Raw genomic sequence first — 24,828 nt, 5'->3', positions numbered from 1 at the left:
TCACTGGTCTCCGGTGGTGCCGGCCTGCGGGCCGGGCGGTGTCTTGGCGTGCAGTTCGGCGACGCGTTGCTCCAGGTCCGGCCACGGCGGACGGTCGGTGCGGGTGCGGCGCAGCCACGCCGCCAGCGCGACGATCTGCGCATCGCTGAAGGTGTGCGCGAACCCGGGCATCAGCACGCCGGCCTGCCCCTCCTGCGTGCCGATGCCATGCAGCAACACCTGGATCAAGGTGTCGGGCTCGTCGGCGGTGAGCGCGTTGTTGAAGCCCAGCTCGGGCCGCGCCAGCTGCGGATGGGGCGCGGTGTTGTAGTGGCACGAGGCGCAGGCGGCGTTGTACAGGTTGGCGGCCTGATCCAGCTGGTGCGCGGGGCTGAGCGCGTCGCCGGCCATGGCTTTCTCCAGCACGCCGACGGACGGTGCGGCGGTCTGGCCGCGGGTGCCGAAGCGCTCGGCATAGTAGGCAGCGATGGCCTGCACGTCCTCGTCGGACAGCGCCGACAGCCCGTGATGCACGACCGGCGACATCGGCCCGGCGGCGCTGCCGTGCAGCGCGGTGGCGCCGGTGCGCAGGTAGGTGTACAGCTCGTCCTGCGTCCAGGGCACCGGCGCGTGGTTGGTCGCATTGAGCGGCGGCGCGTACCAGCCGTCGATGCGCGCGCCGTCGTAACGCGCAGCGCCGGTCTTCTCCGCACCCAGCGCATTGCGCGGGCTGTGGCAGGCCGAACAATGCGCCAGCCCCTCGGCCAGATAAGCGCCACGATTCCACTGCGCGTCCTTGCCGGTGACCGGGCCGTACTGGCCGTGGCGGAAGAACAGCAGCTTCCAGCCGGCCTGCAGCGCGCGCCAGTTCAAGGGGAAGGGCAGCTCGTTCTCGCGCTTCTCCTGGTGCACCGGCGGGCGGGTCATCAGGAAGGCATACAGCGCATGCAGGTCCTCGTCGCTGACCAGCTCGAAATGCTGGTAAGGGAAGGCCGGGAACAGCTGCGCGCCATCCCGGGCCAAGCCCTGGCGCATGGCCCGCACGAAGGCCGCCTGCGACCAGCGCCCGATGCCGGTGTCCGGATCGGGCGTGATGTTGCTGGAGTAGAGCGTGCCGAACGCGGTCTCCATCGGGTAGTTGCCCGCGTACGGCGCGCCGCCCTTGGCGGTATGGCAGGTGGCGCAGTAGCCGGCGCCGGCCAGCACCTGGCCACGCTGCACCAGCTCGGCCGGGAAGCTGGCCGCGGCCGGCGGCGCGATGGGGTCGATGGAAGGTCGCCAGGCCAGCAGCCAGAGGCCGACCACCGCCAGGACCAGCAATCCCAGCACACCCAGGGCAAGTCGCTTCAACATCGCCGATCCCGCAATGAAGACAGCCGCCAGTCCTCTTCCGGGTCGCTACGGTGGCGGCGGCTGCCGTAGCGATTGGAGTGTAACCCTGCTTCCGCTCGAAGGGGATCTGGTCCGAATCCGGCCATGCCGCCCGGCAGGAGTGCCGGGCTGTTGAAGCTCAACGCCCCTGCAGGAACGGCAGGGCCGCTTCGAGGAAGCGCTGCGGCTGTTCGACCGCCGGCGCGTGGCCGGCCTGATCGATCGTCACCAAGCGCGCATGCGGGATCCAGGCCGCAAAGTCCTTGCCGTTGGCCGGAGGCACCAGCCGATCCTGCGCGCCCCAGACCACCAGCACCGGCAGGTCGAGCCGCGCCAGCGCGGCCTGGTCGAGGAACACGCTGGCATCGGCGCCCAGGCCCTGGCGGAAGCTGTCCTGGGTGTACTGGCTGCCCTCGGCCAGGCGCATGGCGAAGGCCTGTTCGGCGATCTGCGCGGTGACCTTGTTCGGGTCGTGGAAGACGAACCGCGCCAGGCCCTCGCGCGTGCCGGCGATGGACAGCGGCGGCCACGACGCCGGCCCGCCGGACTTGCCGGGGATGGGCTTCATCGAGGGATGGCCGCCGGCGTCGACCAGGATCAGGCGCGTGGGCATGGGCAGGCCGGACTCGCTGGCGCGCACGGTGTAGAGGCCGGCGATCCAGCCGCCGAGCGATTCGCCGGCCAGGGAAAACTCCTGCACGTCGCGGTCGCGCAGGAACCCGCCCAGCATGTCCACCCAGGTGGTCACGCCATAGGCGATCGACGGCTTGGCCGACTGGCCGAAGCCGAGCTGATCCGGCGCCAGCACGCGGTAGTGCTTGGCCAGTTCGAGGATTACCGCGCCCCAGTCAAAGCCGGCGTTGCTGCCCAGACCGTGCAGCAGCACCAGGGTCGGGCCGCTGCCCACGTCGTAGTAGCGGAGGGTCTGGCCATAGACCGTGGTGTGCTTCATCGGCGGCAGGCCGGTCCACCACGGCGCGGGGTCCGGCGGCGCGGCCTGCGCGGTCGCGGCGGTGACCAGGCACAGCAGGGCAAGCAGGGTCACACGCTGCAGGCAGCGGACCATCGGGGAGGCGGGCGTCATCGGGAGCTCACGGCACGGGGGGAGAAGCGGCGATGGTCGAAGGCGCCGCGAACGCCCGTCAAGGGCCGCCGCCGTGCCCTTCCCTTCAGGGCGCCGGACGCCGCTGCAGCGCCAGCAAGCCCATCAACGCCGCCAGCGCCAGGTAGGCACCGGTGAACTGCCAGCAGATCGTCGCGGCCAGGCCCTCGAGTTGCCAGGGCACATAGATGCCGCCGCTGGGAATCACCGAGTGGATCACGCCGAACAGCGTGAACACCGCCGCCACCAGCCAGAACGCCGCCGCGCGCCGCAGCACGCCGTCGATCATCGCCACCACCGCGCCGGTCCACAGCATCGCGGTGATGATGAAGCCGTTACCCAGCACCGCGATCACCGCCATCTCCGGCAGGCCGTGGCCATCGAGCGTGCTGGCCATCGCGGCAAAGGCATCCGGCGCGATCCAGCCATGCGCCTTGATCAGCAGCAGATAGGCCACCGACGGCAGGAAGCCCAGCACCATCGCGCCGGCATGCCGCTGCGGCGTGGCCTGGAAGGCCTGGGTGGTGATGTCGATGGCCACATACACGATGATCGGCGAGAGCACCGCCAGCGGCAGCCACTGCACCAGCATCGAGACGATGCCCAGCATGCCGCCGATGCCGATGAACAAGCCGGTGAGCAGCGTGTAGCCGCTGCGCGCGCCCATGTGCTTGTAGGCCGGCTGGCCGATGTAGGGCGTGGTCTGCGCCACGCCGCCGCACACGCCCGCCACCAGCGTGGCGATGGCCTCGACCAGCAGGATGTCGCGGGTGCGGTAGTCGTCGCCCGCCGCGCGCGCGCTCTCGGACACGTTGATGCCGCCGACCACCATCAGCAGGCCGAACGGCAGCAGCAGCGGCAGATACGGCACCGCGTAGGAGAGCCCCTGCACGAAGCCCAGCGACGGCCACGGCAGCGCGATGTGCGGCGCCACCAGCGCCGGCAGCTGGAAGCCCGGCGCCCCCAGCCCCGCCAGGCCGAGCGCGTAATACAGCACCGTGCCGACGACGAAGGCCACCAGCACCCCGGGCAGGCGGATCGGCAGCCGACCCTTGGCGATCAGCACGTACAGCAGCAGGCCGAGGGTGAGCAGGCCGACCACGGGCGACTTGAGCGTCTCCAGCAGCGGCAGCAGGCCCATCAGCACCAGCGCGATGCCGGCGATCGAGCCAAGCAGCGCCGCACGCGGCAGCGCGCGCGTGACCGCCTCGCCGAAGAAGGACAGCACCAGCTTGAACAGCCCCATCACCACCAGCGCGCCCATGCCCAGCTGCCAGGTGGCGATCGCCGCGGCGTCCGGCGCCATGCCACCGCTCTTGAAGCCGACGAAGGCCGGGCCCAGCACCAGCAGCGCCATGCCGATGCTGGTCGGCGCATCCAGGCCCAGCGGCATGGCGGTGACGTCCTCGCGCCCGGTGCGCTGCGCCAGCCGGCGCGCCATCACCGTATAGGCCAGGTTGCCGACCAGCACGCCGAAGGCGGTGCCGGGGAACATGCGCCCGAACACCACCTCGGCCGGGAACTGGAAGATCCCCACCAGTGCCATGGCGATGAAGCCCAGGATCGACAGGTTGTCGACGACCAGGCCGAAGAAGCCGTTGAGATCGCCGGCGACGAACCAGCGCGGGCGCACCTGCGCCGGCGAAGCGGATGAGGACATGCGGGAGGGCCAAGCGTGGGGACCGCGCGATGGTACGACGCCCGCGCGCCCCTGACAGCGCGATGCCATGCACAAAGCGTCCTGCCCGAGTCGGTGGGAGCAACTGTCTACCAGACCAAGTCGCGACCTCCTTGTAGAGCGGAGCTTGTGGCAATCCCCTCTTGGGGACTTCGCTGCTCTTCGTTCGGTTCGTGGGGAAGCCTCAGCGGAGCAAGCTCCGCTCTACAGGTCGGCCCCGTGCGGGGCGACTACTTCTTGTTGAGGAAGTTGGTGGTCAGCAGTTCCTTGACGTCGCCCAGGCGCCCGCTCAGCACGGCCTTGGCCGCATACAGCGCGGTGCCGGCCACCTGCCCGGCCTCGATCTGCGGCGGCATGACCAGCTCGGTCGGGCTGGTGTGGACGTCCAGCAGCGCCGGGCCGGGATGGGCCAGGAAGTCGCGCACCGCCTGCTCCAGGTCGGCGCTGCGGGTCACGGTGCGGCCGTAGTAGCCGATCACCTCGGCCAGGCGGCCGAAGTCCGGGTTCTTCAGATCGGTGTAGTTGTCCAGCAGCCCTTCGACCTTCTGCTCCAGCTCGACGAAATTGAGCGAGCTGTTGTTGTAGACCACCACCTTGATCGGCAGGTCTTCCTGGATGGCGGTGAGCAGATCGCCCAGCAGCATCGCGATCCCGCCATCGCCGGACAGCGAGATCACCTGCCGCTGCGGGAAGGCCTTCTGCAGGCCCAGCGCCTGCGGCATCGCATTGGCCATCGTGCCGTGTAGCAGGCTGGGCAGCGTGCGGCGCCGGCCGTTGACGCGGATATGGCGCAGCACCCACACCATCGGCGAGCCGCCGTCGGCGGTGAACAGCGCATCGTCATTGGCGTACCGGTCCAGCAGCGCGGTCAGGTGCTGGGGATGGATAAGCTCGCCCTCGCCCGGCTGCTCCTCCTCGGCGCGCTTGGCCATGGCCTTGTCGCGGTGGGCGATGCACTCGTCCAGGAAGCCGCTGTCCTCGCGCTGGGCCAGCAACGGCAGCAGCGCCTCCAGGGTCGGGCCGATGTCGCCGACCACGCCCAGATCGATCGGATGGCGCCGGCCCAGATGGCTGCCGTCCCGATCCACCTGCACGATCGTGGCCTTGTCCGGATAGAACTGGCCCCAAGCGAAGTCCGCGCCGAGCAGCAGCAGCGTGTCGCAGGCCATCAGCGTGTGATAACCGGACTCGATGCCGAAGATGCCGGTCATGCCCATGTTGTAGGGGTTGTCGTATTCGACGAAGTCCTTGGCGCGCGAGGTGTGCGCGATCGGCGCCTTGAGCCGTGCGCCCAGCGCGACCAGCGCATCGTGTGCGCCCTCACAGCCGGCGCCGGCGTAGATGCCGATCCTGGTGCCGCGGTCGAGCAGCTCCGCCATGCGATGCAACTCGCCTTCGTTGGGCCGCAGCACCGGCGCGGCGTGATGCACGGCGAAGGGCACGTCGTGCTTGACCTGCGCCTGGCTGATGTCGGCCGGCAGGATCACCACCGCCACGCCGCGTCGGCTGATCGCCGCCTGGCAGGCCAGCGCGACCACGCGCCGCGCCTGCTCCGGGCTGTGCACCTGCTCGCAGAACACGCTGCAGCTGCCGTAGACCGCCTTGAAGTCCACCTCCTGCGGGAACTCCATGCCCAACTCGGGCGTGACGATCTGGCTGGCGATCAGCACCATCGGCGCGCGGTTGCGGTTGCTCTCGAACACCCCGTTGATGAAGTGCAGGCTGCCCGGCCCGCACGAGCCCGCGCAGGCGGTCAGCTGGCCGCTGATCAGTGAGTCGGCACCGGCGGCGAAGGCGCCGGCCTCCTCGTGGCGCATGTGCACCCACTGGATCGAACTGCGGTGGATGGCGTCGGTGACATGGTTGAGGGTGTCGCCGACGATGCCGTAGCAATGCCGAACGCCCGCCGCCTCCAGGGTCTCGACGACGATCTCTGCAACGCGCTTGCTCATGGGGATGACCTTCGAACGTGGGGTCCTGGAGGCTAGCCAGCGCGCGGTGAGGCTCACGTGCGCTTCGTGCGACGTTCGATTGCAGCGCGGCGTCGCGCGCCGCGAAGGTACGCCTCGCGTGCGTTGGTGCGCGCTGGTGATCGATGCAGGCGCCAGGGGCTTTCGCCCTCCGCATGAGAGGCGCTGCTTTCCCGCTTTCGCGGGCACGACAAGGAAAGGTTTTCCCGCGGCTTGGCGCTGCGAACTCAACGCTCGTCATCCCCGCGAACGCGGGGATCCATGGACATCCATGCAGGCCCCGCGTTGCTACGGCGCGCCTCCACACGACGCACAAGACCTGCGCCAAAGCGAAAAGTCGGACACGCACGGCCCGCTTCCGACGGCTTCAACTCACCGCACCGACGGTTTCGGCCGCAACCACCGTCAATCGCGCTGAAACGTAGACGAGACGGTCTTTCTGTCGATTTTGTCAGTGGGTTGTGAAACCGATTACAGAATGGTAAAAAACGCTTGGCGGACGCGCTCCGCCAGGGGATTCCTCGTAGTCGCAGTGCCCGTTCGCCACGTCCGCACAGGACGCGTTGCCGTGGCCGCAGTTCTTGCCATCCGCGATCCGCATGTCTCATTGGTCCTCCCGGCCGGTGCGGACGCGCTCAACCACGCCCCGGAGACCCGATCCATGTCGTTTTCCCGCTCCCTCCTGTTCCACGCCCTGGCGGCCGCGCTCGCGCTGTCGGCCAGCCCCTCGGCCTTCGCCCAATCCACGACCGGCACGCTGTACGGCCAGGCCGAGGCCGGCAGCACCATCCGCATCCAGAGCGCCACCGGCACCACCCGCGAGATCCAGGTCGGTGCCGATGGCCAGTACCGCAGCCCGGCCCTGCCGGTAGGCGAATACACCCTGAGCGCGGTCCGCGACGGCCAGCCGCTCGGCGCCGACGCCCACGTGCTGGTAAAGGTCGGCGTGGCCTCGGAAGTGTCCTTCGCCGCGCCCGCGGCGGCGGCAGGCGCCACCAACCTGGGCGCCGTCAAGGTGTCGGCCTCGGCGGTGCCGAGCATCGACGCCTCGGCGGTGGACTCGCGCACGGTCATCACCGCCAGCCAGCTGGCGCGCCTGCCGCTGGCCCGCAACGCCGAGGACATCGCCAAGCTGGCGCCGGGCGTGGTCGCCAACAGCGGCGGCTTCCACAGCGACACGGGCAAGGAGCTGGTGAGCTTCGGCGGCTCCTCGCCGACCGAGAACGCCTACTACATCAACGGCTTCAACACGACCGACCCGCTCAACACCGCCGGCGGCCTGACCCTGCCCTACGGCGCCATCGACCAGCAGGAGATCTACACCGGCGGCTACAGCGCGCAGTTCGGCCGCTCCGACGGCGGCGTGATCAACGCGGTCGGCAAGCACGGCACCAACCAGTGGCACTACGGCGCGCAGGTGCTGTGGCAGCCCGACTGGGGCCGGGCCGAGGCCAAGAATTCCCACTACGCCAACGGCCTGCCCGATTCGCCGCTGGCCGGCGACCTGTATCACTACAACGGCGCCAACCGCACCGACAGTTACACCGTCTCGGCCTACGCCGGCGGCCCGATCATCCGCGACCGGCTGTTCTTCTTCGCCGCCGGCGAGTTCCAGCGCGACTGGACCGATTCCACCAACACGCTGGACAGCGGCGGCAACTACGTCAGCCAGACCAGCAAGATGCCGCGCGCCTACGTCAAGCTCAACTGGAACATCAACGACAACAACCTGCTGGAGCTGACCGGCGTGCGTGATCGGCTGGATAGCTCCAGCAACGTCTACGGCTACGACTACAAGACCCTGACGCGCAGCGGCTTTCTGTACGCCAATGGCGACAGCCAGTACGGCGGCGACATGTGGGTGGCCCGCTACACCGGCTACCTGACCGACACGCTCACCCTCTCGGCCACCTACGGCGAGATGGACACCAAGATGTACAACGCGCAGCCGCCCAACTACGACCCCACCCTGGTGCGCGTGGACAACTGGACCTACCAGAACCCGGCGCTCAACGGCGGCACGCCGCGCTACAACAACCAGATCCAGGGCGACATCAGCGAGCCGGACCGCGGCAACCACTCCAGCAACCTGCGCGTGGACCTGGCCTGGACCCTGGGCAACCACACCCTCAGCGCGGGTATCGACAACATCCGTTCGCAGGCCCTGGACCAGGGTGGCCATGCGCCGGGCCCGGGATATGTCTGGTCCTACCAGCGCGCCGACGATCCCAGCCTGCCGCTGGACGCCTCGCACGGCATCGGCCCGGTCGCCGGCTTCCCCAACGGCGCGGCGGGCTACTACGTGCAGCGCAACACCTGGAGCGGCATCACCACCATCAGCTCCTCGCAGAAGGCGCAGTACATCGAGGACAAGTGGCAGGTGGCCGACAACCTGCTGCTGAGCATCGGCCTGCGCAACGACCAGTTCACCAACTTCAACTCCGACGGCGTGCCGTACATCCGTCAGACCAAGCCGCAGTGGGCGCCGCGCCTGGGCGCGGCCTGGGACGTGCACGGCGATTCGAGCTTCAAGGTCTACGCCAACGCCGGACGCTACTACCTGGGCCTGCCGCTCAACCCCGGCCTGATCGTCGCCGCCGGCTTCTACAACACCACCCACCTGTACACCTACTCGGGCATCGCCGCCGATGGCTCGCCCACCGGGCTGACCGATATCTCCGGCGAGTACTCGGCGCTCAACCAGTTCGGACAGGCGCCCGATCCCAAGACCGCCACCGCGCGCACGCTGGAGCCGGAATACCAGGACGAGTTCATCCTCGGCTTCGAACACACGCTGGGCGATGCCTGGGTGTGGGGCCTGAAGAGCACCTACCGCAATCTGCGCAACGCGATCGACGACTTCTGCTCGATGTCGCAGGTCGCCGCCGCGGCCAATGCGGCCGGGCACGATGTGGCCAACTTCAACACCTGCTACCTGATCAATCCCGGCCGCACCAACGTCTTCACCATGATCGATGGCGACGGCTCGTACTTCGACTTCCCGATGAGCATGCAGGACCTGGGCTTCAAGCAGAAGCTGATCCGCAAGTACTACGGCCTGGAGGCGGTGCTCGAGCATCCGGTCGCCGACAACTGGTACGGCAAGGCCAGCTATGTGTTCTCGCGCAGCTACGGCAACACCGAGGGCCAGGTGCGTTCGGATGCCAGCCAGGGCGGCACCTCCACCAGCTACGACTGGGACAACTGGACGATCATGGAGAACGCCAACGGGCCGCAGAACAACGACCACACCCACCAGCTCAAGCTCTACGGCTACTACACCTTCTCGCCGGAGTGGCTGGTGTCGGCCAACTTCGCGGCCGTGTCGGGCACGCCGCGCCACTGCCTGAGCTTCTACGGTCAGCAGCAGCTCGATCCACTGGGCTATGGCAGCGTCTACCACTTCTGCAACGGTGAACCCTCGCCTCCGGGCAAGCAGGGCCGCATGCCGTGGATGACCCAGCTGGACCTGGGCGTGACCTGGACGCCGGACTTCGGCGATCACCGCCTGGCCTTCACCGGCAGCATCTTCAACGTGCTCGACAGCCAGGTCGCGCTGCAGCGCTACGCCTTCGCCCAGACCACGCCCAGCACCGACGCCAGTCCCAACAACCCGCTGTTCCAGACCGTCACCATCCGCCAGCCACCGCGCTCGATCCGGCTGTCGGTGTCCTACGACTTCTGACGTGGGGCCTGGTGCAGGCGGGCGATGTCCTCGCCCGCCTGCACCGATGCTTCAAAGCGGCAAGTGCAGGAACTGGTTGAAATCGCTGGCGACATAGTCGCCAAACGCCGGCCCTTTGCTGAAACCACGCTTGCGATACAGGGCCAGCGCCGGCTCGAAGGCCTCGCCCGACCCGGTTTCCAGGCTCAGCCGGCGCAGGCCGCGGGCCTTCGCCACCTCGATGATGTGGTCCACCACGGCGGCCGCCGCGCCCTGGCGCAGATGGTCCGGATGGGTGCGCATGGACTTGAGCTCGCCGGTGCCCTCGCCCCAGTCCTTGAGCGCGCCGATGGCGACCAGCGCCTGCCCACGCCAGGCGCTCCACACCGTCATGCCCGGCGCCTGCAGGCCGCTCAGATCCAGCGCGAACACGCTGCCCGGCGGCGAATTGGCGTGCATCTGGCGCAGGTGGTACTCCAGCAGCGCGCGGATCTGTGCGCCGCTCAGATCGTCGATGCGGATCTGGAAAGGCGACGCGCTCAGAACGACACCTCCACCGGCTGACGCGACCACAGCACCGACTGGTGGCCGGTGGCCTGCTTCCACGCCAGGCGGATGGCCTCGATGTCGGCACGGCGCTGCGGCGTGTCCTCGTGCAGGATCACCAGCACCTTGGTCTTCAGCCGCTCCGGCGCCGCGGCGCCGCGGAACAGCCACTGGCCGTAGCCATCCAGCACGGTCAAGCCATCCGGGAAGCGCGCGGTGACCTCCTTGTCGAGGAAGGCGCGCCACTGCGCCTCGCTGATCGGCTGATCCTCGTGCCGCCCGCCCGGCCCTTCCTCTACGCCCACGCCGAAGTACAGCTCGCTGCGCACCCAGCCGCTGGCCTGCGCCGGCCGCAAGGCATCGCCCTGCAGGGTGGCGCTGACGGCGGCGGGCGCGGGGTGCGAAGGCGCGACGCTGGCACAGGCGCTCAAGGTGAACAGAACGGCGATCAACGGGGCACGCAGCGGCATCGGCAAGGTCTCGGTAGGGGCGGAAACAGGCAAGGAGAACACGATCGAGGGGCCGACGTGACCCGGTGGCGGATAACCGCCGGGCATGAGCTCATGCCGCACGGCACCGAGCCACGGCTCGCGCGCCGCCTTTACGTCAAGTTAATATATCGCTTCATCCGGATGGATGCAGCAATCCTTGCCGACCCCAGTCGCCGCCACGGCCGGCGCGACCGGTCGCGACCGTTATCGCTTCAGGAGAGAACCGCCATGTCGTCCCCGTTCGTCAGGCCGCTGAGCCTGGCCATCGCCCTGGCCCTGTCGGCCCCCGCCTTCGCCCAGGACGCCGCCCCGGCCACCGCCACCAACCTGGACACGGTGATCGTCACCGGCACCCGCGCCAGCAACCGCACGGTGCTCGAGTCCACCGCGCCGGTGGATGTGCTCACCGCCGAGGACATCCGCAAGGCCGGCGTGGTCAATGGCGAACTGGGCAGCGCGCTGCAGGCGCTGCTGCCCTCGTTCAACTTTCCGCGTCAGTCCAACTCCGGCGGCGCCGACCACGTGCGCGCCGCGCAGCTGCGCGGGCTCTCGCCCGACCAGGTGCTGGTGCTGGTCAACGGCAAGCGCCGCCATACCTCGGCCCTGGTCAACACCGACAGCAAGATCGGCAAGGGCACCACGCCGGTCGATTTCAATGCCATCGCGATCAGCGCGATCAAGCGCATCGAGGTGCTGCGCGACGGCGCCGGCGCGCAATACGGCTCGGACGCGGTGGCCGGGGTGATCAACGTGATCCTGGACGACGATCCGGACGCTGGCGCGATCGAGGCCAGCTTCGGCGCCAACCACACCGATGTCGAACCGATCCATCGCGAGATCACCGATGGCCAGACCAGCTTCTTCAGCGCCAAGGTCGGCGATCGCATCGGCGAGGACGGCTTCTTCAAGCTGGGCGTGGAACTGAAGAACCGCGAAGGCACCAACCGCGCCGGCTTCGACCAGATTCCCTTCTTCGAGGAGCAGACGCCGGACAACCTGGCCCTGGCCGGCAAGCGCAACTACGTGCTGGGCGACGGCAAGTCCAAGGACCTCAACGCCTGGATCAACGCGGCGGTGCCGTTCGGCGCCACCTCCGAGTTCTACGCCTTCGGCACCTTCAACCAGCGCGACACGCAGGGCGCCAACTACTTCCGCTATCCCGACAGCGTGGCCAACTGGAAGCAGGTCTACCCGCGCGGCTACCGGCCGGTGTCGCTGGGCGAAAACCGCGACGCGCAGGCCGTGGCCGGCGCGCGCGGCCAGTGGGGAGACTGGGCCTACGACGCCAGCCTGGACTACGGGCATAACGACTTCACCTACCGGCTGAAGGATTCGCTCAACGCCTCGCTCGGCCCGGGCAGCCCCACGCGCTTCAAGACCGGCGACTACGCCTTCGACCAGACCGTGGCCAACCTGGACCTGAGCCGGGTGTTCGAGGCCGGCACGGCCACGCATACGCTCGGCACGGGCGTGGAGTTCCGCCGCGAGCGCTACGAGACCGGCGCCGGCGACCCGGCCAGCTACGCGGCCGGCCCCTATACCGACCGCCCGACCGGCTCGCAGGCCGGCGGCGGCCTGACCCCGCAGGACGTGGCCGACCTGTCGCGCAACGTCGCCAGCGCCTATGCCTCGCTGTCCAGCCAGTTCGGCGAGCACTTCTCCACCGACATCGCCGGCCGCTACGAGCACTACCAGGACTTCGGCGGCCAGTGGACCGGCAAGCTGGCCGCGCGCTACGAGTTCGTGCCCGCCTTCGCCGTGCGCGCGGCGGTGTCCAACAACTTCCGCGCGCCCTCGCTGAGCCAGATCGGCTACGAGGCCACCTCCACCGGCTACGACGCCGCCGGCCGCCTGGTGCAGGGCCGGCTGCTGTCGGTCAACAACCCCATCGCCCAGGCGCTGGGCGCCCAGCCGCTCAAGCCGGAGAAGTCGCACAACTACAGCCTGGGCTTCACCAGCCGCATCGGCAGCCAGTTCGATGTATCGCTGGACTTCTTCCAGATCGACATCGACGACCGCGTCGCGCTGTCCGAGGACATCACCGGCGATGCGCTGACCGATTTCGTGCAGGACCGCTTCGGCGTGGGCGGCGTGCAGAGCGCCAGCTTCTTCGTCAACGCCGCCGACACCCGCACCCGCGGCGCCGAACTGGTCAGCAACTGGCGCCAGTCCATCGGCGATGGCCAGCTGCTGCTGACCGGCACCTGGAGCTACGCCAAGACCGAGTTGAAGCATCTGGTCGCCACGCCGGGCCAGCTGCTCGCGCTGGACCCGGACTACGTGCTGTTCGGCGTGGAAGAGAGCAATACGCTGACCGAGGCCACGCCGCGCACGCGCGCCGCCCTGGCGGCGAGCTGGACCGACGACAAGTGGTCGCTCACCTCGCGCCTGAGCCGTTACGGCAAGGCCACGCGGGTTTTCGACTTCGGCGACGGCTTTGTTCCGCGCCAGACCTACAGCGCCGAGTACCAGCTGGATGCGGAAGTCGAATACCGCATTACGCCGCAGTGGAGCATCGCCCTGGGCGGGCAGAATCTGCTCGACCAGTATCCGGACCGCTCGATCCCGGATATCGCCTACTTCGGCAACCTGCCCTACGACGTGCTCTCGCCGATCGGCAGCAACGGCGCGTACTACTACGGGCGGGTGCGCTTCACCTTCTGAAGCCGCTTTCAATCCAGGAAGCGGTCGCGCTGCTCGGGGCTGGGCACGGTGCAGGTGGCGCCGGCCCAGCGCCGGCGGTTGCGGGCGACCCAGCGATAGACGCGGTCGCGCGCGCCGCGCGGTACGGCGCGCATGGCCGTGGCCAGTAACGGCCAGCCGCCGCCGAGGCCACCGAGCACGCGCGCGATGGCGTCGGTCTCGACGTGGGCGCCGTCGCGGTCGACCAGCAGGAACGAGGACGGGTCGTGCGGGTCCAGGCCGTGCTCGGCCAGCAGGGCCGCGCCGGTGCGGCCCTGCATGGCGGCGAAGCGATAGCGCGCGTCGCGATCGTGGCGCAGCAGGAAACGCACCCAGCCGTTGCACATGGCGCATGCGCCGTCGAACACGATGATCGCCGCGCCCCGCGTCTCGGCGGCGGGATCGCCGCCGGGGGGCACAGCCGCGCTCATGTCGGCGCCCGCCACACCAAGGTGGCCATGCGTCCGCTGCGGCGGTCGCGGCGATGCGAGAAGAAGCGCTGCGGATCGCCAATGGTGCACAGCGTGCCGCCGTGCACGTCGGTCACGCCGACCGCGGCCAGGCGGCGGCGCGCCAGCGCGTACAGGTCCACGCGCCAGTGGCCGGGGCGGGTCGCGACGAAGGCCGCGGCGGCGCCGGGGTCGGTCGCGGTGAACGCGTCGAACACGTCCTGGCCGATCTCATAGGCCTCCGGCCCCGCCGCCGGCCCCAGCCAAGCGCGCATGCGGCCGGCCGGGGTGCGCATTGCGGCGACGGTGCGCTCCAGCACGCCGTCGGCCAGCCCGCGCCAGCCGGCGTGGGCGGCGGCCACTTCGCTGCCGTCGGCCGCGGCGAACACCACTGGCAGGCAGTCGGCGGTGAGGATGGCCAGCACGACGCCGGGAGCGTCGGTGACGGCGGCGTCGCCTTCCGGTTCATCGCCCTGCGCGCGCGGCGCGCCGAGCGGTGTCTCGAAGCGCGCCACGCCGGTGCCGTGCACCTGACGCAGCCAGTGAGGCAGCGACGGCAGGCCGGCCAGGGTCGCCAGCTCGGCGCGGTTGGCCTCCACCTGCGCGGGATCGTCGCCCGCGGCGGCGCTGCGGTTGCCCAGGTTGAAGGTGTTGAACGGCGCAGCCGAGCCGCCGGCGCCGAAGCGCAGCGTCACCAGCGCGCGCACGCCGGGCGGCGCGGGCCAGTGCGCGGGCAGCAGGGCGCTCACTTGCCTTTGTGCGCGGCCACGTCGTCGCGCAGGGCCGCCATCAGCGCCAGCAGGTCGGCCGGGACCGGCGCGCTGGTGCGCACCGGCTCGCCGCTGGTCGGGTGGCTGAACTCCAGCGTCTCGGCGTGCAGCGCCTGGCGGCGGAAGCCGCGCAGCTGCGCGTTGAGTGCCTCGCTGGCCCCGCGCGGCAGGCGCAGCGGGCCGCCGTAGAGCGGATCGCCGACGATGGGAAAGCGCAGATGCGCCATGTGCACACGGATCTGGTGGGTACGGCCGGTCTCCAGCCGGCACTCGACCGCGGTATGGCCGCGGAAGCGTTCGCGCAGGCGCACGTGAGTGACCGCATCGCGCCCGTCCTCGCGCACGGCCATCTTCAGCCGGTCGCGCGGATGGCGGTCGATCGGCGCATCGACGGTCGCGCCGGACACCATCGCGCCGACCACCACCGCCAGGTACTGCCGATGCACCTGCCGCGCCGAAAGCTGCGCCACCAGCGAGGTGTGCGCCGGCAGGGTCTTGGCCACGACCATGACCCCGGAGGTGTCCTTGTCCAGGCGATGGACGATGCCGGCGCGCGGCAGCGCGGCCAGCGACGGGTCGCGGAACAGCAGGGCATTGACCAGAGTGCCGGTCGGGTTGCCGGCGCCGGGGTGGACCACCAGCCCGGCCGGCTTGTCCAGCACCAGGACCTCGCTGTCCTCGTACAGCACCTGCAGGGGGATGTCCTCGGGCTGGGCGTGGGTCTGGGTGTCCAGCACGGCGTCCAGCGTGGCGACCTGGCCGGGGGTGACCGGGTCGCGCGGGCGCACCACCTCCCCATCCAGGCGCGCGTCGCCGGACTTGATCCATTCGGACAGGCGCGAGCGGGAAAACTCGGGGAACAGCTCGGCCAGCACCGCGTCGAAGCGGCGCCCGGCCGCGTGCGTGGGCACCTGGGCGCTGCGCGGGCCCTGTGTGGCGGTGGCGTCCAGGGGGGCGTCGTCGTCGGCTACGGCAGTCATCCGGTCAAGCGGTTCCAGTGAAGAAGTTGGCCGGAATTCATGGCCCGGCAGCCGCCTAGGCTATCATCGCCTCCTCGTTTCCCCGATGCGGCCCGTCCGCCAGCCCATGTCCCAGCGTTTCGCAGCCCCGTCCGCCCGCGCCACCGTCCGCGTCCTGCTCCTGCTCCTGGTGGTGGCCCTCACGGCCACAGGCTGCGGCCACAACAAGAAGGACAAGGCGATCGACTCCCGCCCGGTCGAGGCCATCTACACCGAAGCCCACACCGACATGACCCGCGGCAATTGGTCTGGTGCGGAGAAGCAGTTTAAGGCGCTCATAGCTCAGTATCCCTACGGTCCATACACCGAGCAGGCGCAGATGGAACTGGCCTATGCGCAGTACAAATCGGGCAAACTGGAGGAAGCCGTATCGAGCATCGACCGGTTCCTGACCACTTATCCAACCCAGCGCAATGTGCCTTATGTGCGCTACCTGCGCGGTCTGGTTAATTCCAACCGCGACACGGTGTTCCTGCAGAAGGTCTGGAGCCTGGACTCCAGCCGCCGCGACCTGTCCACCCCAATGCAGGCTTACAGCGATTTCAATCTGGTCTCCGAGCGCTACCCCAACAGCCGCTACGCCGCCGACGCGCGCGTGCGCATGCTCGAGCTGCGCAACACCTTCGCCCGCCACGAGATGGACGCCGGGCTGTACTACCTGCACCGCGGCGCGTACACCGCCGCCGTGGGCCGCGCCAAGTACATCCTGGAGACCCTGCCGCAGAGCGAGTACCAGTACGACGCCGTCGCTCTGCTGGGCGAGGCCTATACCCGCCTGGGCAACAAGCAGCTGGCCGACGACGCCCGCCGCGTGCTGCAGATGAACGACCCGCAGCACCCCTGGCTGGCCGGCAAGTGGCCGGACTTCCCGAGCACCATGCGCAAGCTCAACCCCTTCGCCGGCGAGAAGTCGGCGCTGGACAACGAGCGCGAAGATGCGCACTGAGCGAAGCGGATCGCTGCGGGATGAAAGGGGCCTTTGAGGCCCCTTCTCTTTGTGGGTGGCAGGAGGCGCCGACAGGAACGGGAGTCCGACAGAAGGCGCTGAGCCGGCTTCTCTGGCGTTCGGCACCAAAGTCCCTGGGCTCCCGCTTTCGCGGGAGCGACGATGGACAGGGGAGCGAGAGTGATGATCGACGCGCCCCCAACACCTCAGCGCTACGACCGCGTGTGGAATCCAGCATCGCGCCGCGGTGCTGGGCCGCGTGCGCGCCACGCCCTAAGCTGAGGCGACTCTTCCGCTCCCAAGGTCCGTACGTGTCCTCACCTCATGTCCTGCATTACAGCGCGTTCACCGATCGGCCCGAGGGCGGCAATCCTGCCGGTGTCGTGCTCGATGCCTCGGGCATGGCGACGGCGGACATGCAGGCGCTGGCCACGCGGCTGGGCTATTCCGAATCGATCTTCGTCCAGCCGGGCGAGGCGGGCGCGTTCGACGTGCGCTACTTCAGTCCGCTGGACGAGGTGCCGTTCTGCGGCCACGCCACCATCGCCGGCGCGGTCGCGCTGGCCGAGCGCGATGGCCCGGGCACGCTGCGCTTCCGCACCCGCGCCGGCCTGGTCGAGGTGGTCACCGCACGCGAGGACGCCGGCATCGGCGCGACCCTGACCAGCGTCGCCCCGCACGTGCTGCCCGCGCTGCCGCCGGGCCTGCTCGACCAGGCCCTGACCCGGCTGCGCTGGAGCGCCGACGAGCTGGACCCGGCGCTGCCGCCGGCCATCGCCTACGCCGGCGCGCGCCACCTGATCCTGGCCGCCGCCACGCGCGAGCGGCTGGCGCGGCTGGACTACGACTTCGCCGGGCTCAAGGCGCTGACGCAGGCGCACGAACTGACCACGCTGGCGCTGGTCTGGCGCGTCTCGGAGTGCGAATTCGCCGCGCGCAATCCCTTCCCCAGCGGCGGCGTGGTCGAGGATCCGGCCACCGGCGCGGCCGCGGCGGCCTTCGGCGCCTACCTGCGCGCGCTCGGCGCGGTCCAGGCGCCGACCGACCTCCACATCGTGCAGGGCGAGGACATGGGCCGACCGAGCCAGCTGCGGGTGCACATCCCGGCGGCGGGTCCGATCCGGGTGAGCGGCCGCGCCGTGCCGATTCCGGCGCCGGCTCAGGCCGGGTAGCGGTTGCTGATCGGGTAGCGGCGCTCGCGGCCGAAGGCGCGCAGGGAGACCTTGGGGCCGGGGGCGGCCTGCTGGCGCTTCCATTCGTTGACCCGCACCAGACGCAGCATGCGGTGGACGGTGTCGGCGTCGAAGCCGGCGGCGATGATCTCCTCGCGCGACTGCTCCAGATCGACATAGCGCAGCAGGATCGCGTCGAGCACGTCGTAGGGCGGCAGCGAGTCCTGGTCGAGCTGGTTCTCGCGCAGCTCGGCCGAGGGCGGGCGGTCGATCACCGCCGGCGGGATCACCGGCGCGCCGCCCACGGTGTTGCGCCAGCGCGACAGCGCGAAGACCTCGGTCTTGTACAGGTCCTTGATCGGCGCATAGCCGCCGCACATGTCGCCGTAGATGGTGGCGTAGCCGACCGCGTACTCGCTCTTGTTGCCGGTGGTCAGCAGCAGCCCGCCGAACTTGTTGGACAGGGCCATCATGATCGCCCCACGCGCGCGCGACTGCAGGTTCTCCTCGGTGGTGTCGACCGGGTGGCCTTCGAACAACGGACCCAGCGCCTCCAGGTAGCCCTTGAACGGCGCCTCGATCGCCACGGTCTCCATGCGCACGCCCAGCGCGCGGCACTGTTCCTCGGCCAGCGAGTTGGACAGCCCGGCGGTGTAGCGCGAGGGCATGCGCACGGCGGTGACGTTGCCGGCGCCCAGCGCATCGACCGCCAGCGCCAGCACCATCGCCGAGTCGATGCCGCCGGACAGCCCCACCCAGACCTTGCTGAAGCCGTTCTTGCCACAGTAGTCGGCGATGCCGCGCACCACCGCGCGCCAGGCCAGCCCATCGCGGCTCTCGTCGCCCTCGTCGCGCCACAGCACCGGCGAGAACACGCGCGAGGCGGCGTCGTAATCGGCCACCAGCCACTGCTCGGCGAAGGCCACCGCCGCCGGCGAGATCTCGCCGTTGCCGCTGGCCACCACCGAGGCGCCGTCGAACACCAGCGCGTCCTGGCCGCCGACCACGTTGAGATAGGCCAGCGCCACGCCGGTCTCGGCCACGCGCTGGGCCAGCAGCGCATCGCGCTGGGCGTGCTTGCCGTGCTCGAACGGCGAAGCGTTGGGCACCAGCACCAGCTGCGCGCCGGCGCGCGCGGTGTCGGCCAGCGGTTCGGCGAACCACAGGTCCTCGCAGATCACCACGCCCACCGGCACGCCCTTGACCTCGAACACGCAGCTGCCGCCGTCGGGATCGACGTGGAAGTAGCGGCGCTCGTCGAAGACGTTGTAGTTGGGCAGCTCGCGCTTGCGATACGTCGCCTCGATGCGGCCATCGCGCAGCACGCTGGCGGCGTTGTAGAGCACGCTGCCGGCGCTCTCGGGCCAGCCCACCACCGCGACGATGCCGGTCGCGGCCTGGGCGACCTGGGCCAGCGCGCGGTGGCAGTCGGCCAGGAACGAGGGCCGCATCAGCAGGTCCTCCGGCGGATAGCCGCTCAGCGCCAGCTCGGGGAACAGCACCACGTCGGCGCCGTATTCGTCGCGGGCGATGGCGATCTGCTCGATGATGCGCCGGGTATTGCCCGCCACGTCGCCGACCGGATAGTCGAACTGGGCCATGGCGATGCGAAGCGTTGCGGGCATGGGTCACCTGATGCGATGCGGGACAGACCCGCGCATTATTTCAGAAGCGCCCGGTCGGCCTATGCGAACGACGCACCGGGTGCGACCGTCGGTGAAGTCGGACCTCGTCGGTCAAGCCTCATCGTCGCCCAGGCGGATCACGCTGTGTAGAGCGGAGCTTGCTCCGCTGGGGCTTTCCCGAAGACCCGATCGAAACGCAGCGGAGCAAGCTCCGCTCTACGAGGAGGCGGCGGCTTGATCAATCCACTGCCGTGCCTTTGCTCGGTGGGAGCCGGCATGCCGGCGATGGGCTTTCCCGAGCCTCCTCCCTCAAATTCCGCACCGGCTCCCCAACCAGCGCTTCGCTCACTTGCCGAAGAACGCCGCCACATCGGCCACTTCGCGGGTCCGCGCGAACGGCGGCAGCGATTGCATGAACACCCGGCCATAGGCCTTGCCGGACAGGCGCGGGTCGCACAGCACCAGCACGCCGCGGTCGGTCTCGCTGCGGATCAGCCGGCCCACGCCCTGCTTGAGCGCGATCACCGCCTGCGGCAGCTGTTCGTCGCGGAAGGGATTGCCGCCGGCGTTGCGGATCGCCTCCAGCCGCGCCTCGAACACCGGGTCGTCCGGCGCGGCGAAGGGCAGCTTGTCGATGGCGACCACGCTCAAGGCCTCGCCGACCACATCCACGCCTTCGCGGAAGCTGGCCGAGCCCAGCAGCACGCCATTGCCCGATTCGCGGAAGCGCTGCAGCAGCGTGGCGCGCGGCGCCTGGCCCTGCACGAACAACGGCCAGGGCGCGTCGCGCAGCGCCTCGGCGGCCTCGCGCAGCGCGCGATGCGAGGCGAACAGCAGGAAGGCGCGCCCGTCCGAGGCATGCAGCACCGGCAGCAGCGCGGCGACCAGCGCCGTGCCATAGCCGCGCGCATTGGGATCGGGCAGCCTCGGCGGCTGATAGCACAGCGCCTGGCGCGGCCAGTCGAACGGGCTGGGCTGCAGCAGCGTGTGCGGATCGTCCAGGCCCAGGCGCAGGGCGATGTGGTCGAAGCCACCGCCCACCGTCAGCGTGGCCGAGGTGAACACCCACGCCGCATGCGAGGCCTGCCGGTGCTGGCGCAGTGGCCCTGATACATCCAGCGGCGTGCGCTGACAGCGGAAGCCGCGCGGGGTCAGTTCGTACCAGAACACATCGGTCGAGGCGTCATGCGGCGCGTCGTCCGGCGCCAGCGACAGGTCGTCGAGGTCCGCCGGGGGCACATCGGCATGGCGCAGCTGGGCTTGCGGCCCGTTCGCCGAGGGATCGCCGAGCCAGCGCAACAGCCGCCCCTCGATATCGTGGCAGCGCGCGTTGCAGGCGTCCAGGCCGGGCGTGGTGTCGGCCAGCGGCGCCAGCGCGCGGGCCAGGTCCTCCAGCGCCACGACCAGGGCGTCGAAGCCCTCGCGCACCGGCGCGCTGCCCAGCGCGCGCTCGCGCGTGCCGCGCGGCGGCAGGAACTCCATCGCCGCACGCAGCTCGCGCAGGGTCTGCTCCGCCGCGGCCACCGGCGGCTGCAGCGGCGCCAGCGCGCCGGGCGCCTGGCGCGCCTCGATCAGGACATCGCGCAGCAGCTCCTGCAGCGGGCGCAGGCCGAAGCCTTCGCCGAAGAAGTTCGCCGCCAGCTCCGGCAGCTGATGCGCCTCGTGGATCACGAAGGCCTGCGCGCCCGGCAGGATCTCGCCGAAGCCCTCCTGCTTGAGCGCCAGGTCGGCCAGCAGCAGGTGATGGTTGACCACCACCACGTCGGCCGCCTGCGCGCGCTGGCGCGCCTGGACCACGAAGCAGTCGTCCCAGAACGGGCATTCGGTGCCCAGGCAGTTGTCCACGGTCGAGGTGACCATGGGCAGCAGCGGCGAATCCTCGGGCAGCGATTCGAGCTCGGCCATGTCGCCGTAGCGGGTGCGCCCGCTCCACACCACGATGCGCTGAAACTGGTCGGCCTGCTCGCGCGAGACGAAGCGCGGCTCGCCGCGCGCCTGCGCCAGCCGGTAGCGGCACAGATAGTTGGCGCGCCCCTTGAGCAGCGCCGCGCTGTGGCCCACGCCCAGCGCGGCGCGCACGCGCGGCAGGTCGCGGTGGAACAGCTGGTCCTGCAGCGCGCGGGTGCCGGTGGACAGGATCGCCTTCAGACCGGACAGCAGCACCGGCACCAGGTAGGCGTAGGTCTTGCCGGTGCCGGTGCCGGCCTCGGCCAGCAGGGTCTCGCGCGCATCCAGCGTATCGGCGATGGCCCCGGTGAGGGCCAGCTGCGCCTGGCGCGGGACGAAGTTCTCGAGGCGCTGGGCCAGGGCGCCGCCCTCGCCCAGCGCCTCGCAGCTGGCCTGCGACAGCTGCGCCATCAGCGCGCCGCGCGGCGGCGACCGGCGCCGCTCACATCCGGTCGAAGCCGGCCACGGTGCAGGCCGCGATCTGGGCGTGCGCCGAGGCGGCGTTCTGCGTCTGCCCGCGGGCGATCTGCGACTGCTCGATGGTCGACCAGTGGCGCCGGCACAGCGGGCCGGTCTTCGAGCCCAGCGACAAGGCCTTGCGCGCCAGGGTCTCGGCACGCTCCCAGTCGCCCAGGGCCAGGGCCACCTCGGCCCGCTCCTGCAGCACGGCCGGGTCGTCCGGGCTGATCAGCAGGGCCTGGTTGAGCGCCTCGGCCGAGGCCTGCCAGTCGCGGCGGCGCTGGGCGGCGACCGAGGCCTCGCGCAGGTCCTCGACCTGCGGGTCGCGGATCGGCTGCACGTCCAGCTCGCGGTCGTCGGTCTTGGCCACGGCCAGCACGGCGTTCAGCGCCTGGGTCGGGGTCAGGCGCGGCGGCGCCGGGGCGGCCGGCGGCGGCGGCGGTTCGGTCACGCAGGCGGCCAGCGGCAGCAGCAGCGCGCAGGCCAGGGCAAGACGGCAGGGACGGGTCATAGCGGGCTCGTGGACGGCGGCGGCGGGGTCGGGGTCGGCAGTTCGCGGGCCGGGGCTTCTGGCTCCTCCTTGGGCGGCAGGCCGAACCAGCGGCGCCAGCCGCCGGACTGTTCCTCCGGCGTGGAGAACTGCTGGCAGGCCTGGTACGGCGGCGCATGGCCGGCCACGAACGGGAAGCGGCGCGCGCCCGGGCAGCTGGCGTCGGTGGCGGCCGAATCGGCCACCCACTGCCAGTCCAGGCCCTGGCTGGAGACCTGCAGCGGGGCGCTGGGCAGGCGCGAGAAGATGCCCGACCAGACCTTCATCGCGCCGGTGGCGCCATACAGGCCGGTCTCCAGGTTCTGGTCGTTGCCCATCCACACCACGGCCAGGTGATCGCCGGTGTAGCCGGCGAACCAGCTGTCGCGGCCGTCGTTGCTGGTGCCGGTCTTGCCGGCCGGCGACAGCCGGCCCAGGCCGTCGCTGAGCAGCTGGCGGCCGGTGCCGTCGGTGACCACCGCCTGCAGCGCCACGGTGACCAGGTGGGCGGCGATCGAATCGCCCTCCTGCGCCTTGGCCGGGGTCTTGTCGTAGCGGTTGAGCACCCGGCCCTGGGCGTCGATCACGCCGCGCACGGCGTGCAGTGGCTGGATCTGCCCGCCGGAGGCCAGGAACTGGTAGGCCTGCGCCATCGCATACGGGCTCTGGTCGGTCGCGCCCAGGATCAGCGAGGGGTTGGGCTCGGCCTCGACGCCGGCCAGCACCTTGAGCAGGTCGGCCACGCGCTGCGGGTCGACCTTCAGGCCCACGCGCACGGTCGCCTGATTGTAGGAATGGGCCAGCGCATCGATCAGCCGCACCCGGCCGTGGCTGCGGTTGTCGGAGTTGGACGGGCTCCAGCTCCGGCCACGGCCCAGCGGCACGGTGATCGGCTCATCGTCCACCCAGCTGGCCAGCGACCAGGTGTCCGGCTGCGAGAGCGCCAGCAGGTAGACGAAGGGCTTGATGATCGAGCCGACCTGGCGCTGGGCCTCGACCGCGCGATTGAAGCCCGGCACGGCCACGTCGCGGTTGCCGATCACCGCCAGCACGTCGCCGTTGTGCGTGTCGGTCAGCACCAGGCCGGCCTGCAGCGGCGGGCGCTTGCCCTTCTGCAGCTGGTCGATGGTGCGCTTGACCGCGCCTTCGGCGTAGGCCTGGGCCGAGGGCGACATGCCGGTCATCACGGTCAGGCCGGCGCCCTGCAGGGCGTCGGACGGATAGTCGTGGGCCAGCTGGCGGCGCACCAGGTCCACATAGGCCGGGAAGCGGTTGGCCGCGGTGATGCCCGGGTCGGTGGTCACGCCCAGCGGGGCCTTCACCGCGCGGTCGAATTCCTTCTGGTCGATCAGCCTGGTCGCCAGCATGCGGCGCAGGGCCAGGTCGCGGCGCTCGCGGGCGCGCTCGGGATGGCGGCGCGGATCGTAGTAGGACGGGCCTTTGACGATGCCGATCAGCAGCGCCATCTGCTCGGTGGACAGGCTGTCCAGATCGCGGCCGAACCAGAACTCCGAGGCCGCCGACACGCCGTGGATCGCCTGGCTGCCGCGCTGGCCCCAATACACCTGGTTGAAGTAGGCCTCCAGGATGGTGCGCTTGTCGTAGCGCGCCTCCAGGATCAGCGCGTACAGGATCTCGTTGAACTTGCGGCCCACGGTCTGCTCGCGGCCGATGCCGAGCAGGCCGCTGCGGGCCAGCTGCTGGGTCAGCGTGCTGGCGCCCTGGCGCACCTGGCCGCCGCTGCTGACGAACTCCCAGCCCGCGCGCGCGATGCCGGACAGGTCGATGCCATGGTGGGTGGCGAAGTCGCGGTCCTCGACCGCCTGCAGGCCGGTGACCAGCAGTTCGGGCACGTCCTCCAGCCGCACCAGCCGGCGCTCTTCCTGCTGCTGGCCGTAGAGGGTGGCGATGCGCGCCGGGTCCAGCCGCGCCGAGCGGATATTGCGGCCGCGGGCCAGGTCGCGCAGGCCCTGCACCTCGCCCGCCGACAGCGTCACCTGGATGCGCGTGGCCGGGATGATGTAGTCCACGTCGGTGAAGCCGCGGCTGGCGATGGTGAAGCGGTTGCCGTCGCGCGCATAGGTGCCGGGCAGCTGGCCCTTGCCGTCATCCTGGTAGGAGGCCGCGTCCAGCTCGGTCTTGAGCGTGGCCGCGTCCAGCGCCTCGCCCTCGGCCAGCGGCAACGGGCGGCCGTAGACGCGGGTGGGGATCTGCCACTGCAGCGCGCCGAAGCGCTGGCTGACCTGGTGGTTCAGGTAGGCCACGTACGGAATCATGAAGCCCAGCCCCAGCCCCAGCAGCGCCAACACGGCGGTGATCAGGCGGTTGCGCCAGGCCGGGGGGGCCGTCGTGGCCTCGTCGTGCTCGTCGTCGTACGCCTCGTCGGCGTCGTAATCGTTGCGGGCCACAGGTGGTGCGACAATGAAAAG

At 70.4% G+C, this 24,828-nt stretch carries 17 protein-coding genes; 4 read left to right on the top strand and 13 right to left on the bottom strand.

What is annotated here, in order from left to right:
• The 4 genes from ACFJIT_RS02740 to ACFJIT_RS02725 all read right to left on the bottom strand — a co-directional run bounded on the left by ACFJIT_RS02740 (position 1) and on the right by ACFJIT_RS02725 (position 6,082).
• Positions 1 to 1,332, bottom strand: a complete 1,332-nt coding sequence (locus tag ACFJIT_RS02740) for a c-type cytochrome (RefSeq protein ID WP_379654959.1) — start codon at positions 1,330 to 1,332, stop codon at positions 1 to 3.
• Between the two features lie 157 nt (positions 1,333 to 1,489).
• Positions 1,490 to 2,434, bottom strand: a complete 945-nt coding sequence (locus ACFJIT_RS02735) for an alpha/beta fold hydrolase (RefSeq protein WP_379654958.1) — start codon at positions 2,432 to 2,434, stop codon at positions 1,490 to 1,492.
• An 85-nt stretch (positions 2,435 to 2,519) separates the two neighbouring features.
• Positions 2,520 to 4,112: a hypothetical protein gene (locus tag ACFJIT_RS02730; protein ID WP_379654957.1), complete on the bottom strand. Its 1,593-nt coding sequence runs from the start codon at positions 4,110 to 4,112 to the stop codon at positions 2,520 to 2,522.
• 248 nt (positions 4,113 to 4,360) lie between these two features.
• Entirely contained in the window at positions 4,361 to 6,082 is a 1,722-nt protein-coding gene (locus tag ACFJIT_RS02725; protein WP_379654956.1) for a thiamine pyrophosphate-dependent enzyme, read from the bottom strand.
• Positions 6,083 to 6,761: 679 nt separating this feature from the next.
• On the opposite strand from ACFJIT_RS02725, the gene ACFJIT_RS02720 reads away from it, so the two are divergent.
• Entirely contained in the window at positions 6,762 to 9,785 is a 3,024-nt protein-coding gene (locus tag ACFJIT_RS02720) for a TonB-dependent receptor domain-containing protein (RefSeq protein WP_379654955.1), read from the top strand.
• Between the two features lie 51 nt (positions 9,786 to 9,836).
• Here the strand turns inward: ACFJIT_RS02720 and ACFJIT_RS02715 are convergent, their stop codons facing one another.
• Entirely contained in the window at positions 9,837 to 10,337 is a 501-nt protein-coding gene (locus tag ACFJIT_RS02715) for a GNAT family N-acetyltransferase (RefSeq protein ID WP_379654954.1), read from the bottom strand.
• The gene (locus ACFJIT_RS02710) at positions 10,304 to 10,780 is read right to left on the bottom strand and encodes a DUF3574 domain-containing protein (protein WP_379654953.1); all 477 of its coding nucleotides are present in this window, start codon (positions 10,778 to 10,780) and stop codon (positions 10,304 to 10,306) included. The genes ACFJIT_RS02715 and ACFJIT_RS02710 overlap by 34 nt, the downstream gene beginning before the upstream one ends.
• 249 nt (positions 10,781 to 11,029) lie before the next feature.
• Here ACFJIT_RS02710 and ACFJIT_RS02705 point away from each other — a divergent pair, with 249 nt between their 5' ends.
• Complete coding sequence (locus tag ACFJIT_RS02705) at positions 11,030 to 13,465, top strand: TonB-dependent receptor plug domain-containing protein (RefSeq protein ID WP_379654952.1); 2,436 nt, start codon at positions 11,030 to 11,032, stop codon at positions 13,463 to 13,465.
• Between the two features lie 8 nt (positions 13,466 to 13,473).
• Here the strand turns inward: ACFJIT_RS02705 and ACFJIT_RS02700 are convergent, their stop codons facing one another.
• From ACFJIT_RS02700 to rluD, 3 genes are read right to left on the bottom strand one after another with little or no spacing between them, the layout of a single operon-like run.
• Entirely contained in the window at positions 13,474 to 13,929 is a 456-nt protein-coding gene (locus tag ACFJIT_RS02700; RefSeq protein ID WP_379654951.1) for a thiol-disulfide oxidoreductase DCC family protein, read from the bottom strand.
• On the bottom strand, positions 13,911 to 14,681 hold the full coding sequence (pgeF, locus tag ACFJIT_RS02695) for a peptidoglycan editing factor PgeF (protein ID WP_379654950.1): 771 nt from the start codon (positions 14,679 to 14,681) through the stop codon (positions 13,911 to 13,913). Before pgeF ends, ACFJIT_RS02700 begins: the two co-directional genes overlap by 19 nt.
• Positions 14,678 to 15,682, bottom strand: a complete 1,005-nt coding sequence (gene rluD, locus ACFJIT_RS02690) for a 23S rRNA pseudouridine(1911/1915/1917) synthase RluD (protein WP_379654949.1) — start codon at positions 15,680 to 15,682, stop codon at positions 14,678 to 14,680. The genes pgeF and rluD overlap by 4 nt, the downstream gene beginning before the upstream one ends.
• 106 nt (positions 15,683 to 15,788) lie before the next feature.
• On the opposite strand from rluD, the gene ACFJIT_RS02685 reads away from it, so the two are divergent.
• Together ACFJIT_RS02685 and ACFJIT_RS02680 are read left to right on the top strand one after the other, a co-directional pair.
• Positions 15,789 to 16,667 carry an outer membrane protein assembly factor BamD gene (locus ACFJIT_RS02685; RefSeq protein ID WP_379654948.1) on the top strand — a complete coding sequence of 293 codons (879 nt, stop codon included), beginning with the start codon at positions 15,789 to 15,791 and terminating at the stop codon, positions 16,665 to 16,667.
• A gap of 311 nt (positions 16,668 to 16,978) precedes the next feature.
• A complete protein-coding gene (locus tag ACFJIT_RS02680) occupies positions 16,979 to 17,839 on the top strand; it encodes a PhzF family phenazine biosynthesis protein (RefSeq protein WP_379654947.1) in 861 nt (286 codons plus the stop codon).
• On the opposite strand, the gene ACFJIT_RS02675 is transcribed toward ACFJIT_RS02680, so the two are convergent.
• The 4 genes from ACFJIT_RS02675 to mrcB all read right to left on the bottom strand — a co-directional run bounded on the left by ACFJIT_RS02675 (position 17,827) and on the right by mrcB (position 24,807).
• Positions 17,827 to 19,464, bottom strand: a complete 1,638-nt coding sequence (locus tag ACFJIT_RS02675; RefSeq protein WP_286575152.1) for an NAD+ synthase — start codon at positions 19,462 to 19,464, stop codon at positions 17,827 to 17,829. The genes ACFJIT_RS02680 and ACFJIT_RS02675 overlap by 13 nt on opposite strands.
• A 345-nt stretch (positions 19,465 to 19,809) precedes the next feature.
• On the bottom strand, positions 19,810 to 21,822 hold the full coding sequence (locus ACFJIT_RS02670; protein WP_379654946.1) for an ATP-dependent DNA helicase: 2,013 nt from the start codon (positions 21,820 to 21,822) through the stop codon (positions 19,810 to 19,812).
• Between the two features lie 31 nt (positions 21,823 to 21,853).
• Positions 21,854 to 22,381 (bottom strand): tetratricopeptide repeat protein, encoded by a 528-nt coding sequence (locus ACFJIT_RS02665; RefSeq protein ID WP_379654945.1) that lies wholly within the window; start codon positions 22,379 to 22,381, stop codon positions 21,854 to 21,856.
• On the bottom strand, positions 22,378 to 24,807 hold the full coding sequence (gene mrcB, locus ACFJIT_RS02660; RefSeq protein WP_379654944.1) for a penicillin-binding protein 1B: 2,430 nt from the start codon (positions 24,805 to 24,807) through the stop codon (positions 22,378 to 22,380). Before mrcB ends, ACFJIT_RS02665 begins: the two co-directional genes overlap by 4 nt.
• Positions 24,808 to 24,828: the final 21 nt, after the last annotated feature.

Source organism: Pseudoxanthomonas sp. UC19_8 (assembly GCF_042700505.1).
GTDB classification, from domain to species: Bacteria; Pseudomonadota; Gammaproteobacteria; order Xanthomonadales; family Xanthomonadaceae; genus Pseudoxanthomonas_A; species Pseudoxanthomonas_A winnipegensis.
Note: the sequence above shows the minus strand (reverse complement) of the source record. Positions and strands in the feature narration are given on the sequence as shown.